The sequence below is a fragment of the Sphingobacterium sp. SYP-B4668 genome, from assembly GCF_027627455.1.
Classification (GTDB): Bacteria; Bacteroidota; Bacteroidia; order Sphingobacteriales; family Sphingobacteriaceae; genus Sphingobacterium.
In genome coordinates this window covers 4,132,109-4,149,662 of the sequence record NZ_CP115483.1, presented here as the reverse complement: position 1 = coordinate 4,149,662, position 17,554 = coordinate 4,132,109, and the positions used below count along the sequence as shown (strand labels likewise).

The window sequence follows — 17,554 nt, the reverse complement described above, 5'->3', positions numbered from 1 at the left end:
ACTCGATATATTATTACGAAAGTCTATCTTAATTTTTCTTTCTATACAGCGGGAAAATAGGGCTTTCTTGGTGAGCGGCTTCCAACTGTGCTGTCAGCTTTTTGACTATTTTAGGATATTGGCCTACTAAGTTGTTCACTTCCTTTGGATCCTTTTTGAGGTTGTAAAGTTCAAAATGTGGCTGCTCACTTTTTACCTTCAATTTTATGAGCTTCCAACCGTCTACCAATACAGCTTGTTTGCCACCATCTTCATGAAATTCCCAGTATAGATAATCATGGGATTTTTGTTTTCCTTTAGCTGTCAATGTCGGTAAGAATGAGATTCCATCCGTATATGATTCCATATTTTTTCCGCTGATTTCTACAACGGTGGGCATGATATCCCAAAATGCAGCCGTATGACTTATCTGTTTACTCGTTTTTATTTGAGAAGGCCAGGAGACAATAAAAGGTGTACGGATTCCTCCCTCATACAAATCTCTTTTATAACCTTTCAAACCGGCTGTGCTATTAAAGAAGACAGGGTCAGCACCACCCTCGCGATGGGCGCCATTATCACTCGTAAACATGATTATGGTATTGTCCAATAGATTCAATTCCTGTAATTTATCCACAATCTGTCCCACATATGCATCCATTCTACTTACCATTGCCGCATACGTAGCACGTGGTTTGTCTACAGAGGCGTACCCTGCGATGGTAGCTCCTGGGCCATAGTCATTGCCCTTGTGCGGTGTTTCAGGAAAAATATCCTTGTACTTTGTGTAGAATACGTCGTCCGGGCCGGCAAGTTCGGCATGTGGTAGTACTGTCGGCACGAACAAGAAAAAAGGTTTATCCTTGTTTTCCTCGAGGAAAGCTAACGTTTTCTCTTGTATTAAAGTAGGTGCATAGTGTACTTTCTGCGATAGGTCGTTGCCAGTCAGTTCGATGCGTTGACTATTGTGCCACAAGTGGGTAGGATAGTACCTATGTGATTGTCGTTGACAGTTGTAGCCATAAAATTCATCGAATCCCTTCTTGTTCGGGTCCCCACTGGTGCCCACCATTCCTAGTCCCCATTTACCGAAGGCCCCTGTTGCATATCCTGCTTTTTTTAGTGACATAGCCATTGTAATGACCGAGTCGGCTAGCGGCTGTTGGCCTTCTGGCTCAATTTCTTTGTTACCTCTGACAAAGGTGTGGCCTGTATGCTGCCCTGTCATCAGGGCCGATCTCGATGGCGCACATACCGAAGTACCCGAATAGAAGTTTGTAAATAGGATTCCTTTTTTAGCAAGTTCGTCTATTCTGGGGGTGCTTATTTTGGTTTGGCCATAGCAACCGAGGTCGCCGATACCCAAATCATCCGCCATTATTAACACGATATTAGGTTGTTTTTGTTGTGCTTGTATAATACTTGTGAAAAAAATCACAAAAACTAACGTGTAAATTCTTGTCATAGCTACTAATGTGTATAGTTAGGGTTTAATTTATTCGGAATGTATGCCTTTGTCTCTAAAATCTTTTCATTCAGCAAGGTCTTCATTTTTTCTAATATAGTAGGGTACTCAGAAGCCTTATTTTGCCTTTCTCCAATGTCTTGGGACAAATCATATAAGAGATACGCGTCATCTTCGTAGTAATGATGGAGTTTCCAGTTTTTGTACCTTATCGCGCTGCCTGGACGTGTTCTGAACGTTGGGTCACGTCCATCGTCTTTGGATTCATTGTAGGCCTCTAGGTAAATCGGAAAGTGCCAGAACAATAAGCGTTCGTGCACATCCTCATCATCAAGCAGATTATTCAACAGTGATGTGCCATCCATCCGCATCTGAGATTTGTCATTCAATAGCTGTTTTAGTGTGGGGAATAGGTCCAAATGACTCACCAATGTAGTCGTATCCCGGCGCGGTTGTATATGATTTGGCCAGTGTACAAAGAAGGGTATTCTGATTCCACCTTCAAAATAGGATCCTTTACCCGACCGAAGTGGTGTTTGAGGAGAAATGGTATTTATCCCACCATTATCAGAGCAGAACCACAGAAGTGTATTTTCTGATAGCCCGAGATGCTGAAGTTCCGATACCAGCTTACCTATGTTATTATCCAGTGATTCGATCATTGCAGCGTAGGTTGGATAATCTTTTTCACCCGTTCCAACCATCCCTTTATAATGATTTTTTAAAGAATCAGGAGCTTCCAATGGGGTATGTACCGCATAGTATGAAAGGTACAAGAAAAAGGGATTCTCTTTTTGTTGTCGGATGTAGTTAATGCCCTCTTTCGTAATTCTATCAGTCAAATACTCGCCTTCATCACCATCGGGTATCGCCGTGTTTTTATAGGGCGAAAAATGTTTGTTGTGCCCGCTATGGTCCCCTCCAAAGCTGTACGAGAACCCATGCTGTTTTGGTGAATCACTTAGGTGCCATTTGCCCACAGCAGCTGTCGAATATCCTTTCTTGCCCAATAGGGTAGCTATCGTCGGAAAGCTGGCGTCTAAGGTGTTGTTGTTTTTAATTGGGATTATCTTTCTATCCACCGTTTTCCCCCTTTCTGAAGAGCCTACGGTATATATCCCGTGCCTATTCGGGAGTAGGCCTGTCAAAAGACTTGCCCGACTTGGTGCGCAGTTGGATGCCGCAGCATACGCCTGTTGGTAGATTCGCGATTCTTGCGCCAAGCTATCCAGATGAGGTGTCCGGTAGAAACGTCCGTCCATAAATCCCAAGTCTTTATACCCCATATCATCCACCAATATTACGATGATGTTAGGTTTTGTAGATTGTGCTTGCACAGGAGCTATATAGCAGATAATACATATCCAGATAGCATATAGGATTTTCATATATTCTTTGATAAAGAGGATGCCTTAAGACATCTAGTTCCATATAGGCATCCTCTGTGTGTTGGAATAAACTATTTCCAGCCCGGGTTCTGCGTTATTTTCGGATTCATTGCAATTTCGGCTGAAGGTATCGGATATAGATAATAATAGTCTGGAAAAGCAGGAGGTTGCCCTTCGTAAGCAATATATCCTGCTGTTGCCCCATTTAGAATGGGAATAGGTGCCGCTTGAGGGACATCCACTCCCTTTGTTAAGTATCGGCCTAATTTTTGTTTTGCCGCATACTTCATTTTTTTCCATCGTCTCAAGTCATCAAATCTGAAACCTTCGCCCATGAGCTCTACCGCACGTTCACGACGTATCTCCCATAGCACAGGCGTCACTTCCGAATCTCTAGTCGGATCGGCTGGTATGGCGCTCAGCTCTAAAGGCGCTACTTGTCCTCGTTTTCTAAGTTTATTGACGGTTCGATTGATGATATCCTGATTGATTTGTCCCAGTTCGTACGCCGCTTCCGCATAGTTGACAAATATTTCACCCATTCTGAAAATTGGAGCATCGTTGATATCTTCATTCTGTAGCATCTTTATCTTATTACTGAATTTGTAAAAACGGTAACCAGTGAATGTTACGTTGAAGGGCTGTCCATTTGAATAGTCTGCATAATGTGGTTCTTGTCTTAATACCAATCCCTGCCAGTTCAAAGTCGGTAATGTCTTTCTAGTGGCAATAGAAAGCGTGCTCATCAGGTCGATATACTCTCTATCTTCAGCCACTCCGGTATATTCCCATGCGTAGCTTGGGTGTGCGACCGTCACCTTAAAAGGAGGAGGGACTGTATAGTATAATCTAATATCCCTATTCCTGAATTCACTGTTTGGTGTTTTGTCTCCCGCGAAGCTAGGGCTTGTCCAACGGGATTGTCCGTCCTTCAATAAATATAGATCTGCAGCATCTTTAGTTAAGTCCCATCGACCTGAAGAGTTTCGCGCTAACGAAGCCAATGTATGTGTAATCTGGTTGACCTCATATTGCTTATACAAGAGCACCTCTTGGTTGTTGGCCAGCGATTCGCTATTAAATAGTTCGTCGTAATCCGTATGCAAGTTTGGAAAGTCAGTTATCAATCCCTTGGATGCATCCAATGACAGTTGGAGATATTTGTTAGCCTCATTCAAACCATGATATTTACGCCAAGTGCCCTCTCTCAACCCAAATCGAGATATAAGCGCCCGTACCACATGCTTGTTGATCATATTTTTTCCATCCCCGTTAGGTTTGATGTTTTGCTCGGCATAGGTCAGCATCTCCGTTATTTTTTGCGCGATTTCGTCTCGGGATGAAGGCGTGCCATATAGGATCTCCGTATCTCCGTCGTCAATAGCATTCTCTACCCATATGACTCCTCCATATTTGTTCAATAAATCCATATAATTATAGGATTTGAAGAAGTAACCTATGCTTCTAACGTGTTTCTTCTCCGTATCGTTGAGATATGTTGCCCCCTCTATATTGTCAAGTAAGACATTGATGGATCTAATATTGTTATAGGGTATTTTGTAGTCATCCGAAGAACCAGGCGTTACGACTCGGTTCCACAGCCAGTCTGAAGTTGCATTGTTGTTTGCTTGGGCAAATAAGTCGCTATGGATTTCTGAGTTTGGTACAGAATTACTATACCCAGGGAATACACTGTAGAACTGCCAAGCATAGGTTATGAAGTTGTTGTAGGAAGTAAATGTTGTTTTTTCTACCAATGAACCTTCCGGACTAAGGTCCAGTAGATTGGAGCAGCTCATACTTGATAAGCCAAGAGCCGCTGCACAAGATATATGTATGAATGATTTTAATATTTTCATTTTCGTAGGAGTTGTGGGTTAGAAGTTGATATTGATTCCAGCGCTAAATTTTTTCAAATAAGGATAGATACCCCCCGAGTTAAGATTCTCCGCGTCAGCCTCGATTCCTTGAGGGAGTTTGTCAAATAGGAATAAGTTCTCACCAGTGAAATAAAGACGGATATTTTCAATCTTTTTGGTCTTTAACAACTCTTTCCCCAAGTTATAGCCTACCGTGATATTTCGAACACGCAGATATGAGCCATCTTGCAGGTACTTGGTTTGTACCCTACGGTTGGCCCCGGTATTTAATGACCCATTGGCATATACGCGACCGTAGTATGCATCCTGATTTTCTGTTGTCCAATAATCTAACGTGTGTTGATAAAGTGTTGCAAACTCATTGGTTAATGGCCAAATGATTGGATTACTCATCCACAGATCACGTTTGCCTACGCCCTGTAAAAATATGGATAAGTCTATATTCTTATAGCTAAAATTACCATTGATACCGAATTGATACCGTCTTCGATTGTTCCCGATAATCTGCATGTCACCAGGGTTGCTGAGTGTACCATTTCCAGAAAATATGATGCCATCACCATTCAGGTCTTTATACAGTACATCGCCCGGATTTTGTGCCACACCATTGAAATATGGAATGCCGGGTTTGAGTTTCCCTCCTATTAGACCGTCTTTGATAGAGCCAGGCTCAAAATCATCAACCGTGTAATAGCGATCTGTTACATAGCCCCAGATTTCGCCCATTTCGTGTCCCTTGTAATAGCTGCTAATATTGCCCGCACTGTTGTTGATGCGTGTTATGAATCCTCTATTATCCGATAAATTAAAGCCCAAAGAGTAGCTGAAGGCGTTGATTTTGTCTTTCCATGCCAATTCCCATTCCCAGCCTTTTGATTCCAGGTCGGTGACATTCTGATAAGGTGGGGTAGATCCTAATACCGCTGGCAGATCTGCTCCTGGGTACAACATACCGATGGTCTGTCTTCTGAACCAATCGAAGCTTGTCGTCAGCTTATTATTGAATAATCCTACATCCACACCAAGATTTAATGTCCTTACCACTTCCCATGTGAATGTCGAAGACACGAGGTCTGGACGATTGATGGTTAGGTAGCGGATACCCGTCTCTGGATTTATCCATCCCGCATTTGTCGTTGTCATTTCAGGGTTCACTGGGAAATAGACTTGCTCATTATTCGAATTCAAGACCACTTGGTTTCCGATTTCACCGAAGGATCCTCTGAACTTTAGCAAAGGGACCAAATTACGAATAGGAGACATGAACTCCTCTTCAGTCACATTCCACCCGGCCGATACGGATGGGAAGAATCCAAATCTTGACCCCTCTTGGAAGCGAGAAGAACCATCTAAGCGTCCATTGACTTCAAGTAGATATTTGTTTTTGTAATCGTAGTTTATACGTCCAAAATAACCCAGTACGGCATATTGACCAAACGAATCGTCTACCTCTTGGGTACCACTACTTGTCCCTAGTGATGGTGATGTAGGATTTAATATGTCGTATCGGGTTGCTGTGAAACTTTCGAAATGGCTCTTTTCATAATTGGTACCCAACAGGTATTTTAGATTATGATTACCAATACTGTGTGTGTAGTTAGCGTAAAAGTTTAACGCATTGTAGTTCGTTATGCTGTTACGTCTTCTATAAAATTGATTATTGAACAGGTATTCTTCCGTATAGTTGTTCGGATTCATGTACTTGTTCTTTGTTTGGAAGAATTTATTATTCTTATTCGTTTTATTGAAAGTATACTCCGCAGTAATATTCAATCCCTTTAAGGGGTTGTATTCCGCTTTACCAAAAAGACGCAAGTCGTCGTTATAATCTTGTTCAGGCTGCTCGTACTTCAGGTAATTATTGGGTGAACCGTAGGGGATCAAGGTACCATCCATCGCTTCTGCGTATCCAGGGTCGAGATAAGAACCAAAAGTAATTGCTCGGTAGAACATTTCTGTCATATTCATTGGAGTTTTCCTTTTATCGTTCTTATATAAGATGTTGGCACTGACGTTTAGATTTTTGGCCAGTTCCGTACTTACGTAAGCATTTAGGTTGTATCTGCTGTACTTGTCGTTGCTGGTTGTCATTATTCCATCTTCATCAGCATACATACCTGATAGTCGATAGGCTATCTTTTCACTACCTCCACTGAAAGAGAGGTTATGAAGCTGTTCAAAGCCTGTTGTGAACACCTCATTATAGAGGTCATGTGTTTTCAACGGATATTTGGTGTTACCTACTGTCGTTATTCCTTCAGGATATTTCGTTGGATCAGCCTCATATTCTCTCAGCAAATTTAGCCAAGTATCTACATTTTGACCGGTCCAATTTGTTGTATTGCCGAAATCCTTTAATCCTTGCACAAATTCCAATGGACTAGCTTTTTCGGGCAATGTCGTAGCTTTGGACGAAGTCAGGTTGGTTGAATAATTAAATCTTGTTGGTTGGTTTCTACCGGCTTTTTTGGTGGTGATCAAGATGACTCCATATGCCGCTCGGGCCCCGTATATGGAAGCCGCTGCTGCGTCCTTCAAAATGGTCACATTTTGGATATCTTTTGGGTTCACGTCATCTATATTCATCGGGACATTATCGACCAATACCAGTGGTGCGCCCCCATTGATCGAAGTCACACCTCTAATATTCAGATCTGTGCCTTGGCCGGGGCGTCCGCTACCAAATGTGACCTGCATACCCGGCATAGCTCCCTGTAGTGCTTGGGAAGCACTACTTACCGGTCTGTCTCCGAGTACCTTGTCCATGTCCACTGAAGATACTGCCCCGGTCAGGTTGGCTTTCTTTTGAGTTCCGAAGCCTACGACGACGACTTCGTCCAAAGACGTGATATCCTCTTCCATGACAATACGCATTTCTTGACTAGACGCTGTCGTTTCTTGACTCAGGTAGCCTATATAGCTTATGATCAGTATTGCTTCATTCTTACTTGCCAGTAGCTCAAACCTCCCATTCTCGTTACTGCTAGTTCCATTGTTGGAGCCTTTCTCAATGATAGATACACCTGAGAGTGGCTTACCTGTATTGTCCAGTACAATCCCTTTGATGGGCTGTCCTTGTCGTTTTTTGTCCAAAGGTGTGATGATCATCCTACTATCTTCCAATCTTTTGATCGATAGTCCTGCACTGTTGAGCAGAGGAAGTAATACCTGTGACCAAGGCTGGTTTGACACATTAATGGATCCAACTTGATTGTCCAATAAAAGATTGTCGAGGTAGATAAATTTGACTTTGGTTTGCTTTTCGATTGATTTGATTACATCTTTAAGGTCACTGTCGAATAGGCGTAATGTGACCTTTTCTTGGGCAAATGAATTATTAGCCAAGGCAGAAGTCGAAGATATAAACAATAAGCAAATGACTAGCTTAAGCATCAATAGGATCTTTAGGGATAAAGGAATCTGCACACGCGCATTGTTGGCATGTAAATTAATTTTCATAAATTTGATTTAATTGATTTTTAATAAAGTACCGTACTTTCTCACGGCGAGGTACTTGTTAATTGATTAATCATACATAAGTTTAAGGGTACATCTTTTGATGTATCCTTTTTTAATAGGTCAATTTATTCCATCTCTTCTGGTTTTGTTAGTAAATAATGATTTTTTGATTTTGTTTTTTGTACTTGAAGTTTGCTCCACCATATTGCAATATTTCTAAGACATCCTCGGCACGTTTTTCCGTAAATGTCCCTGTAACGGAAAGGTTCGCCAAATCGACATTTTGCAGTTCGATTTTGGTGTCATACCATTTTTCCATTTTCAGTACCGCTGTAGACAATGGCTCGCTATCAAATGCCAGTTTGTCCTCTTTCCAGGCTATTTCTGAAGGTATCTCACCATCGGCCATTTTGCCAAATAAGGTCTTTTCAACTCGATACTCTTCCGTGGGTGCCGATTGGTCTATAGATTGCTGGTCGAGCTTGCCGGTCGTAAGGTTTGTCCGTATCTTTATTTTTTCACCTGGGATAAGATGGTATACCTGTTCGGCCGATTGGTTCTTTTTATCCACGTATAGTTCGATTTTACCTTCCATAAGGCTGGCTTCGTACGTGTCTTCATCCGAATAGGATTTGATGTTAAATGAAGTCCCTATTACCTTTATCTTTATTTCTTTGGCAGATACGATCATCGGTAATTCCTTATTCGAGGTCACCTCAAAAAAAGCCTCACCTTCTAATTGTATATTACGGTCGGTCTTTCCAAATGTGGGGAGGTAGGATATGTGACTGCCGCTATTTAGCCATACGATCGTACCATCTGGAAGGGTTATCTTTTTCCTTTCGGCATTTTTAGTATTTATCGTCTGCGCAAGCGCTCCAGACGTTTTTGCTTTATGATTTTTTTGCAAAAGAATCGCCGAGAACAAGAATAGTATACCGATAGCAGCCGCAGCAATAGCAGTTATCTTGAAAGGGATTCTAACAGGTTTCTTTTCAACCGTAGCACCCGATGTCCGCCTTGAAGAGGCCACTATACGCTCCAATTTAGCTTGCAATTCTGTCGTCGAACTCTTTTTTATGGTTGATTTTGTTAACGAATCAAATAGGGCGCGACTGTTGTTGTCATTTGCCAAATGATTTTCCAACAGTATCTGTTCGTCTTTAGTAATTTCTCGCTTTAGATATTTGTGTATTAGCTCATAAAATTGATCTTCGCTCATGTTATGTCTTGGCTGTTTTTATATAAGACAATTCAGCGTGACAAATTCACCAATGGAAAAAAAATTATTTTTTTAAAAGAGCTCTTATGTGTTTTAAGGCCATTTGAATATGCCGGTCCACTGTATTCACGCTGACCTCCATAATACTGGCTGTTTCGCGGTAGCTCAAGGAGTTGTCTTTAACCAAAGTAAAGGCCATTTTCATTTTAGGAGGCATCTTATCTATTGCGCTTTCCAGTTGTTGCAGGAACTCTTTGGTTAGCACAAGCTCTTCCGGTGTATAAGGATGCTGTACCTCTCGTTCCGATTCTTTGTGCAAGATCCTGACCTTTTGTTGGGAAAGGTGATTGAGTGCGCTATTTTTGACAGATTGAAATAAATATGTTTTCAAATTGGATACACGTTGAAATTTATCGGTACTGGTCCATATCTTAGCCATCAACTCGGAGACAATATCTTCGGCGACTTCTGTGTCTTTTGTAATTGAAGATGAAAAATGCAGTAGACTGTCGTAGAAGTGAAAGAATATTTTTTTAAAGGCCGTTTCATCTCCAGACGCAATTGCGTCCAGAACTGCCTTCCATTCTATATCCATCGTTTTCTTTAACATTTTATCCTCCGCATCGAGGTCTAAAATATTAATAAAAATCGACTTAGATAAAATCTATTAAAAAAACTCCTTATTCTGATTTTACGACAGATAGGCACTGTCTATTTTTTTAATGAGGTGTTCCCAAACCAATGCCTAATAATTCGTTCATAAGACTTTTATAGTTCATTAACTATGTTCATCACGCGTGCTGTAAACGGGTTGCAATGGCATAGATTAAACTCAAACAATTCTTCTGCCGTGTACGATTTTTCTATTTCAATTCGCAACATAGCTTTAGCTCGGGTCAATCGTACCTTCACATTTGCTTCACTAATATCAAGTACGGAAGAAGTTTCAGCAACATTCAATCCGTTGATCTCCCGTAAAGAAAACACCATCCTATAATCCTCGGGAATTTTGGAAAGTGATTTTTCAATTACATTTCCTAACTCACGGATGTGAATTTCCCTTTGCATATTGTTATTTGAATTACTGAACATTTGCGTTACGTTTTCATGGACGGTTTCGTTGGCACATTCATTCTTATAACTGAATTTTTGCTTTTTTCGGTAGCAATTATTAAGCATTATCCTAATTATCCAGGTTTTAAAGTTTGAAGGTTGTTCCAACTGAGATAAACTCTTGAAAGCATCGATATATGTATCCTGCATCAGATCCTGTGTGTCTTCGTGATTGTAGTTGTACGACCGCCCAATTTTATATAAATAGGGATTAAACCGCCTTACAATAATTTCGTAAAGCAGTTTATCTCCGTTTAAAATACGATTGATAATTTCAACCACTGTTAATTGGTCAAATTGTTTCATTGTCATTATTCTACTAATTTAGAAATTCTTGCCATTGAGAATGCTGCGATAGCCATTACAAGGTCACGAACTGCTACATCTACATAGTTAAATCCGATCAGTAATGTGAGTGCAATAACCGTCAACCAGCCTGCAACAATGTAACCGCCAATTGCGGCTTTTTTCAACACAATGATACCTGCTACTATTTCAATAACGCCCACAATCATCATAAATACGGAAGTGGGGAAGGGTAGTACTCCAGCCATTGAAGGACTGATATATTGTTCCCAATGCGTTAACAAGTTCGTAAATTTGTCTGCACCTGCGACAATTGGTACAATTCCGAATGTGTACTTTAATAGGTTGAATGTCTGTGTCAATGATTGACTTTTGATTTTACTTTCCATTTTTTTTCTTTTTGATTATTTGTATCCTATTAGGGTGAATGAAAAACGAAAAGGTTACAATGTATCTGCAAGAAATGTAAAGAAGCGGCATTCTTTTGCTTCTTTTCTTTGATCGCAAATATGGAAAAAAAGAAGTGTTTAAAGTGGGAGCAAAGGAGCAGCTAGTTCTTTGGCTTTGAATAGTCCGTAATATGCTTTTTCCCTGAAGAGGGAACTCCTCTTAAAAAAAAGGAGTAGGTTAACTCTCGTCAAATCGTTATTTATACCTGGACGATAGCATACGTGGGGTTTGTAGCAGTATAGTACCATCTCTATCTAACCGGGCATATATCTTTGTTTTACTTTTGGTGAGCCTTCCTGTATGTAAAAATGCTGGTGTCCAGTCTTTTTTTGTCTTCTGCAGTGCGTTTTCAATCAGTATGGAGAAAGGGGAGTGATTGCCCACGATTAATTTTAGATCGATCAAGAGGCCATCTCCGTGTTCTAGCTTATCAATCGTAGCCTCATATAGGAGGATGGAGTCTATACGCTCGCCATTATTAGACCTAGCAAATTCTCGTGACAGATCATCTCCCAATTTTTTCAAGTCGCCGCGATATTTGGGAGGTACTCCTGGTCCAGTGTCTTTTATATAGTCTTTATGCTGATATGATCGTGTACTCAATTTTCGTTGAATGTACACAATTGAATCTCGATATACCCTTGCCCATACTTCATCTACATGCGGGGGTATGTCACCTTCTGCCTTTCCAAATATCCTTCTGAAGTTGAATTTTGGAGCTAGAAATGTAATTTTATTGCCGTATTCTTGTTTAAAGAGATACTTATCTCCTTCAAAATTGAGGTCGTAGAATTTTAATATTCCTTCCGAATCTTTTTCGGATGGATTAAAATATAGAAATAGGGCATAAGGAACGGTATCCTGATATAATACCGAAAAGTAATCCAGCTGAGGCTGTTCCTTAAATAGCACTTCATTGGATTTGACGTTGAGGGAATAATCAAAGTTTAGTATTCCGAAACTGTCATCATAGACATCGCCCTCTGACTGTGCTAGTGCACAGCCAGTACAAGACCACACGATAAAAACTATGCATGGAAGAATTTTATGCATCATGTTAGAGGTTTTATTACGCGCTCTATTTTTCATTTTTTACACTCTTTTTAGGAAAGCTGCTCCAAAAATCTTCTTGTTAGGTATTCCAAATGTCTTTTGGGACATATACTATATTGCTTGCCGAAAAGCTTTCGCTTTTTCAACATATTCTTTTATTATGGACGATGCATTCTTTGTGTCTCGTCCTGAAAAAAACTACAAAAAACAACTAAGAAAATTTCTATTACATCGGCCAATTATTATATGAATCTATTAATTTAGCAAATGAGAATTAGTTGACTTTTTAATGAAAATGAGATAATCGAAGTTGTTTGCGATGTTGAAATTTCTAAATTCTCGATCTATTTTCACAGCACCGACTGTTCTAAATTCTAAATCGGACAAAAGCCAATTTAGTTCTGGGGGCCTATCTTCCTTAATTCTTTTTAGATCAAGAATAAAAAATGGTTCATTGATTGAGTTCAGGAAATATTCATATGAGCCTAAACCGGCCGTTTCAGCAGGGTAGGTCGTCACTCCCTTTTCGCCGCCAGCAGTATACTCTCCTTCATAGAACGCAAATCCCATAGCAATGTATTTGTCTTGGAGTATTGAGCTCAAATATTGCCCCATAGCATTATGTTTTTTCTTGATATGTCCATTATGCGCCCAACTAATAACCTTCGAATCTTTATTCTGTCCTAATATCCACATCAGGTTCTCGGCCATATATTTGTCTCTCGTCGAAATTGACTGGTCTAAAAACTGCTCCAGAATTCTGACATTACGTAGTAACCATTCTTTCCTATCATTATTAAGTCCTGTATATTTTTTATCAATGGCAACCTTTATATTCTTAAGGTGCTCGGATATTTCTCCTGCCTGTTCCGATGGTATAGTGATTTGTCCAGTTTTAAAAAACAATTCATGTATCTTGGCCAATATGTGAGATAGTGCATCTATTTCCTTGTGGATAATCTCTTGGTATCCAAAGCCATCTTTGAGCTCTCTTATAGATCCTTGATAGTACTGCATATCAAATCCTGAAAAAGTAAGCCTCCGGCCGTACTTATTGTAATGGCCCATCCATCTGATCATATCCGAAATCTCGCTCGTATTCCAGCACCAAAAGTACAGTCTATTGAGCAAGTTTAAGTTGTTTGTTCGATTATGAGCAATCTCCACATTAAGCTGATAGGCTTCGGGCATATTAGCCTCCATCGAAAATATGTCAAAGTTGTTTTTCTCCGCGAGGTATTGTATCAGCCTATGTTTCATCTTGAAGATTTCGCTGGATCCATGCGATACCTCTCCCAGAGCAACAATTTTTGCGTCTGCGACCAGTTTATCCAGTATCTTTAGGTCTTTTTGATCTTTAAGCATAGGGTCAAAAGATTTCAGTGGATAGCAGTACTCTCTGAGTACTTCGATTTCGCTCTTAGAGAGTGCTTCTATTCTGGGGGCGGAAGCATTATATTCTTTACCGTCTATTGTTATTTTGAAATCGTCAAACCAAGCGGTCACCTGGCCCGCACATATTCCTCCAAATAATATAAATTTAGCATTGGAATCAATTTTCGCTTTAATATAGATTTCCTGCCAGTCCGAATTTCCTGTTAATCGCCTATCTTTCATATCATCATATAGGAGCAGCTTGTTGTTTTCGCCTAGTACGATCAGCATTAATCCTGCATTTCCTTTGTCCTTGGTGGTGGTCTTGATTTTCCCCTTCAAAATCAACTCTCTTCCAATTGCGTATTCCACCGGAAATTCATTCCGGAAGAAAGCACCTATACTATCGCTCGGATTGGTTTTGTTTACCTTGAGGCTGTAGCTTCCACTAATTTTTTCTAAGCTGTCTAATGTATAAGTAGCGCCTACATTGGGTATTGCCCATCTATTCAATTTGTTCCCCCTTTGACTCTCAAAATCTAGGTTAAGATAAGCCTGCGCAAATACTGATGGAGTATATAGAGAAAATATTCCTACGATTATTATGTTTTTCAATAAATTCATGGCTTTATCTCTCGTGTTTATAATCAGTTTGTGGGAAGCCCCGATTATTTACCCTTGGTCTTCAGCTTAAAACTGTTCATTACCTCTTGGGCTTTTGAAAGGTTTTCTTCAAATGTATCCACTGTTGCGGTGTAGGTGAGTATATACGCTTTATTGTTTTGAACGAAATCATGTTGTAAAAATTTTAGATCGCCCTCTCCAAAGTTTGCTTCAAATATTATAGACTGATATTCCGTACCATTCTGATTCATCTTTTCGCTCTTGATCAGCTGTCCAGAAGATTTTATTTGGGATTCGGTTAGCTCGACAAACTGCTCCAGATTAAGGTTGGCCTCTGTAAGGTCCTGCACGAGTAGGTTGATGTTGTTCCTGAAATTCTGATTCACGTCGTGAGGTAGCACGATGTATAAATCAGTGCCATTTATACCTGAGTCATCCATATCATAACTCTTATTGTACGAGATTGAGTAATCTTCATTCGCGAAGGTCCCTTGATTATCGGATTTACAGCTTAAAAATGTCAACAACAATGTTGTCACCATGAGGTATATAAATTTCATTTCTGTAATAGTTTTAAATCTAATTGGGTTATAAGTAAGCTTGTGTTATTTCTTCTCTAGCAACGCCGTCATCAGGCGCGAATACACTACTCGTGGCGGCTTGCCCTAAACTACTGCTGCTTTCCTGTCTTTAGTTTCAGATAGTTGTTCTACAATTTGCTCATCGACTCCAAATCCGATGCTATCTTTTACAGCGATATTACTTAATGTCTCATCTGCTGCTACAATATACATATATTTTTCGGACATGTACAACAGGTCTGCGCCACACGGAATCACCTATTGGAGTCGAGGTGGGAGCGTACAAAGGCAAATTGTATTCATCATCTTATAACCCAGGTGATCAAAACGAATGGCATGGCGCTATTGTTATAGTTACAAAAAGAGGTAGTAATAAATTAAAAGTTACTCCAAAACCAAACGAATCTTACTCATTCTTAACTCCTAAAACTTTTACTGTAGAAACAGGTGCTTTTTTTGGCGAAAACACACAAGATATTGCTTCTTTATCTGGAAGTTTAGAAGTTTTTTTTCATTATTATGGCTCTAATCAAAATCTTAGTATTAGTACTGATGCGCAATCCGAAACAGATGTTCGTTTTGATTTTGATGTCGTAAACCAATAAATTAAATTCTTTTTTTTTGAAAAGGAAAACATTTATCTTTAGCCCTTTTAAAATTTATATAAAAATGAAAAAAACAGCCTTTATTCTTGGTTTATCAGCTTTGATTGTATCCTGTAATCAACCTGCGAAACAACAAGAAAATAATGAACACAATGCATTAGAAACTTCCGTTGAATCTAATGAAGTAAAAACAGAAGAAGCGAATCCAGCTGCCGATTTCAATATAGAAGACATTGCGTTTTCTACTGCCGATATTGGGGATTTTCCTTTCATCAACCTTCCAGAAGGATTAGAAGCTCACAAAGGCGCTATACAAAGTAAATTTGATATTTGTTTCTTCCCGATCAATGGTGTCATGACTCCTTTTGAAGGTAAATTGTATAAAGCAAATGTTGGCGCAGTTCGCGGTGAAGAATATTCGCAACGCTATTTCGAAAAAAGTATGGAAGATTATTTGCTTTCAGTTGGAGCAGTTAAGGTTTTTGATGGTGAAATCACCCGAGAAGAATACGATCGTTATAACAAACAAGACCCTAATAAAGGTGGTTCTGGTGACATGGGCTATTGGAACCAAAACATCCAGTTTTTTATTATTCGAAGTAAAGACAAAGGGAATATTTATATCCAATTCACTTCGAATAATGCAGGAGGAAAATTAAATATTGTACAGGAAGAAGCTTTTAAACAAACCGTTACAAAAGTAACGGCCGATGAAATTGTGAAAGATCTTTCGGAAACAGGAAAATCTATTTTATATATCAATTTTGATGTAGATAAGTCAAATATCACGGCTGAAGGAAGAGAAGTGGTAATACAAATCGCAGAAGCACTTCAAAAAGATAAAAACTTAATAATTGCTATTGAAGGGCATACCGACAATACAGGCGATGCGTTACACAATAAAAAGCTATCAAAAGACCGTGCTAATGCTGTAGTGGATAATCTCATTGCAAATGGAATTGACAAAGCTCGATTATCAGCTATAGGTTTCGGTTCTGAAAAACCTTTGGTTGCCAACAATTCGGAAGAAAATAAAGCTAAAAACCGTCGAGTGGAATTGATCCGTGTTAAATAACTTAAAATATTAAATGACTATGAAGACTACCATTAAATACTTAATTTATTTATGATTTTTGCTTCGTGCAGTACATCAGATGATAATGGTTTCAACGATGATGGGAACGATGGGAATGGAGGCAATCCAACAAGCATTTCTTATTGGCGTTATGCTATTGGTAATAAATGGAATATGACAGACCTAAAAGATGCCAAAGACACCTATACTTATCACATCTATAAAAAGATTAACCATGGAGGGAAAACTTATTTTCAAGTCGAACCTATCGGATTAAATGAAGATATTGAATCTACAGATGGTTTTCGAGAAGACAACGGTGTGTTCACATCTTTACATGGAGCAACATCTATGAATGGCGTTAACACTTCGGCTGGCGTTATGAAGAGCATGGATACCAATCTAAAAGTTGGTGAAGTTTGGGAAGAAGAGATGACATTAACGATTTCGGGGGTAGCAAGCGGAATCATCAAACACACTAATTATGCACGTCCCCTATCAAAGGGGAGATTGTAGTCCATTCGCAAAGACCTTTATGAACCGGTAAGGTGGAAAAACGGTAAGTAGTTTGTTATAAACTCCTAGTAAGTTGAGCCAAACAGGATATAGATTTCGAACAAGTGCCAAGACTTTGTGAACAAGTGCTCTGCGTTTGTTGCAAACTGCTCTGCTTTATCCGACAAGTGCTATGACTTTGTGAACAACTGCTATACGTTTGTCGCAAACTGCTATACGTTATCCAATAAGTACTATGACTTGTTGGACAAGTGTCGTGCGTTTGTCGCAAACTGCTATGCCTTATCGAAAAAGTGCTATGACTTGGTGAACAAGTGTTGTGCGTTTGTCGTAAACTGCTATGTGTTTGAGCCAAACTACTAGCAGTTTGGCTCAAACTACTATGCGTTTTTGGGAGTATCAGGGCAGTGTCCCATAATTGTGTAAATCTTTAGTGGACGCGAAAGACGTGAAAGGATGGCTGT

15 protein-coding genes are annotated in these 17,554 nt (G+C 39.7%); 3 read left to right on the top strand and 12 right to left on the bottom strand.

Going from position 1 to position 17,554, the window contains the following annotated elements; all coding sequences use genetic code 11:
* Window positions 1-28: 28 nt before the first annotated feature.
* From OQ289_RS16935 to OQ289_RS16880, 12 genes are all read right to left on the bottom strand, one after another.
* Complete coding sequence (locus OQ289_RS16935; protein ID WP_270088029.1) at window positions 29-1,444, bottom strand: arylsulfatase; 1,416 nt, start codon at window positions 1,442-1,444, stop codon at window positions 29-31.
* Between the two features lie 5 nt (window positions 1,445-1,449).
* Window positions 1,450-2,832: a sulfatase gene (locus OQ289_RS16930; protein WP_270088028.1), complete on the bottom strand. Its 1,383-nt coding sequence runs from the start codon at window positions 2,830-2,832 to the stop codon at window positions 1,450-1,452.
* 71 nt (window positions 2,833-2,903) lie between these two features.
* Window positions 2,904-4,691, bottom strand: a complete 1,788-nt coding sequence (locus OQ289_RS16925; protein ID WP_270088027.1) for a RagB/SusD family nutrient uptake outer membrane protein — start codon at window positions 4,689-4,691, stop codon at window positions 2,904-2,906.
* Window positions 4,692-4,709: 18 nt separating this feature from the next.
* The gene (locus OQ289_RS16920; protein ID WP_270088026.1) at window positions 4,710-8,171 is read right to left on the bottom strand and encodes a SusC/RagA family TonB-linked outer membrane protein; all 3,462 of its coding nucleotides are present in this window, start codon (window positions 8,169-8,171) and stop codon (window positions 4,710-4,712) included.
* Window positions 8,172-8,319: 148 nt separating this feature from the next.
* Window positions 8,320-9,393 carry a FecR family protein gene (locus tag OQ289_RS16915; RefSeq protein ID WP_270088025.1) on the bottom strand — a complete coding sequence of 358 codons (1,074 nt, stop codon included), beginning with the start codon at window positions 9,391-9,393 and terminating at the stop codon, window positions 8,320-8,322.
* 64 nt (window positions 9,394-9,457) lie between these two features.
* Entirely contained in the window at window positions 9,458-9,988 is a 531-nt protein-coding gene (locus OQ289_RS16910) for an RNA polymerase sigma factor (RefSeq protein ID WP_270088024.1), read from the bottom strand.
* 173 nt (window positions 9,989-10,161) lie between these two features.
* Entirely contained in the window at window positions 10,162-10,818 is a 657-nt protein-coding gene (locus OQ289_RS16905) for a sigma-70 family RNA polymerase sigma factor (protein ID WP_270088023.1), read from the bottom strand.
* Entirely contained in the window at window positions 10,818-11,201 is a 384-nt protein-coding gene (locus OQ289_RS16900; protein WP_270088022.1) for a hypothetical protein, read from the bottom strand. Before OQ289_RS16900 ends, OQ289_RS16905 begins: the two co-directional genes overlap by 1 nt.
* Before the next feature lie 256 nt (window positions 11,202-11,457).
* Window positions 11,458-12,318 (bottom strand): hypothetical protein, encoded by an 861-nt coding sequence (locus tag OQ289_RS16895; protein ID WP_270088021.1) that lies wholly within the window; start codon window positions 12,316-12,318, stop codon window positions 11,458-11,460.
* Between the two features lie 252 nt (window positions 12,319-12,570).
* On the bottom strand, window positions 12,571-14,313 hold the full coding sequence (locus tag OQ289_RS16890) for an erythromycin esterase family protein (RefSeq protein WP_270088020.1): 1,743 nt from the start codon (window positions 14,311-14,313) through the stop codon (window positions 12,571-12,573).
* A gap of 44 nt (window positions 14,314-14,357) precedes the next feature.
* On the bottom strand, window positions 14,358-14,873 hold the full coding sequence (locus tag OQ289_RS16885) for a hypothetical protein (RefSeq protein WP_270088019.1): 516 nt from the start codon (window positions 14,871-14,873) through the stop codon (window positions 14,358-14,360).
* A gap of 105 nt (window positions 14,874-14,978) precedes the next feature.
* Entirely contained in the window at window positions 14,979-15,107 is a 129-nt protein-coding gene (locus tag OQ289_RS16880) for a hypothetical protein (protein ID WP_270088018.1), read from the bottom strand.
* 80 nt (window positions 15,108-15,187) lie between these two features.
* Here OQ289_RS16880 and OQ289_RS16875 point away from each other — a divergent pair, with 80 nt between their 5' ends.
* From OQ289_RS16875 to OQ289_RS16865, 3 genes are all read left to right on the top strand, one after another.
* Window positions 15,188-15,499, top strand: a complete 312-nt coding sequence (locus OQ289_RS16875) for a hypothetical protein (protein WP_270088017.1) — start codon at window positions 15,188-15,190, stop codon at window positions 15,497-15,499.
* Window positions 15,500-15,563: 64 nt separating this feature from the next.
* Window positions 15,564-16,574, top strand: coding sequence for an OmpA family protein (locus tag OQ289_RS16870; protein WP_270088016.1), 1,011 nt, complete (start codon window positions 15,564-15,566; stop codon window positions 16,572-16,574).
* A gap of 51 nt (window positions 16,575-16,625) precedes the next feature.
* The gene (locus OQ289_RS16865; protein WP_270088015.1) at window positions 16,626-17,090 is read left to right on the top strand and encodes a hypothetical protein; all 465 of its coding nucleotides are present in this window, start codon (window positions 16,626-16,628) and stop codon (window positions 17,088-17,090) included.
* Window positions 17,091-17,554 lie beyond the last annotated feature (464 nt).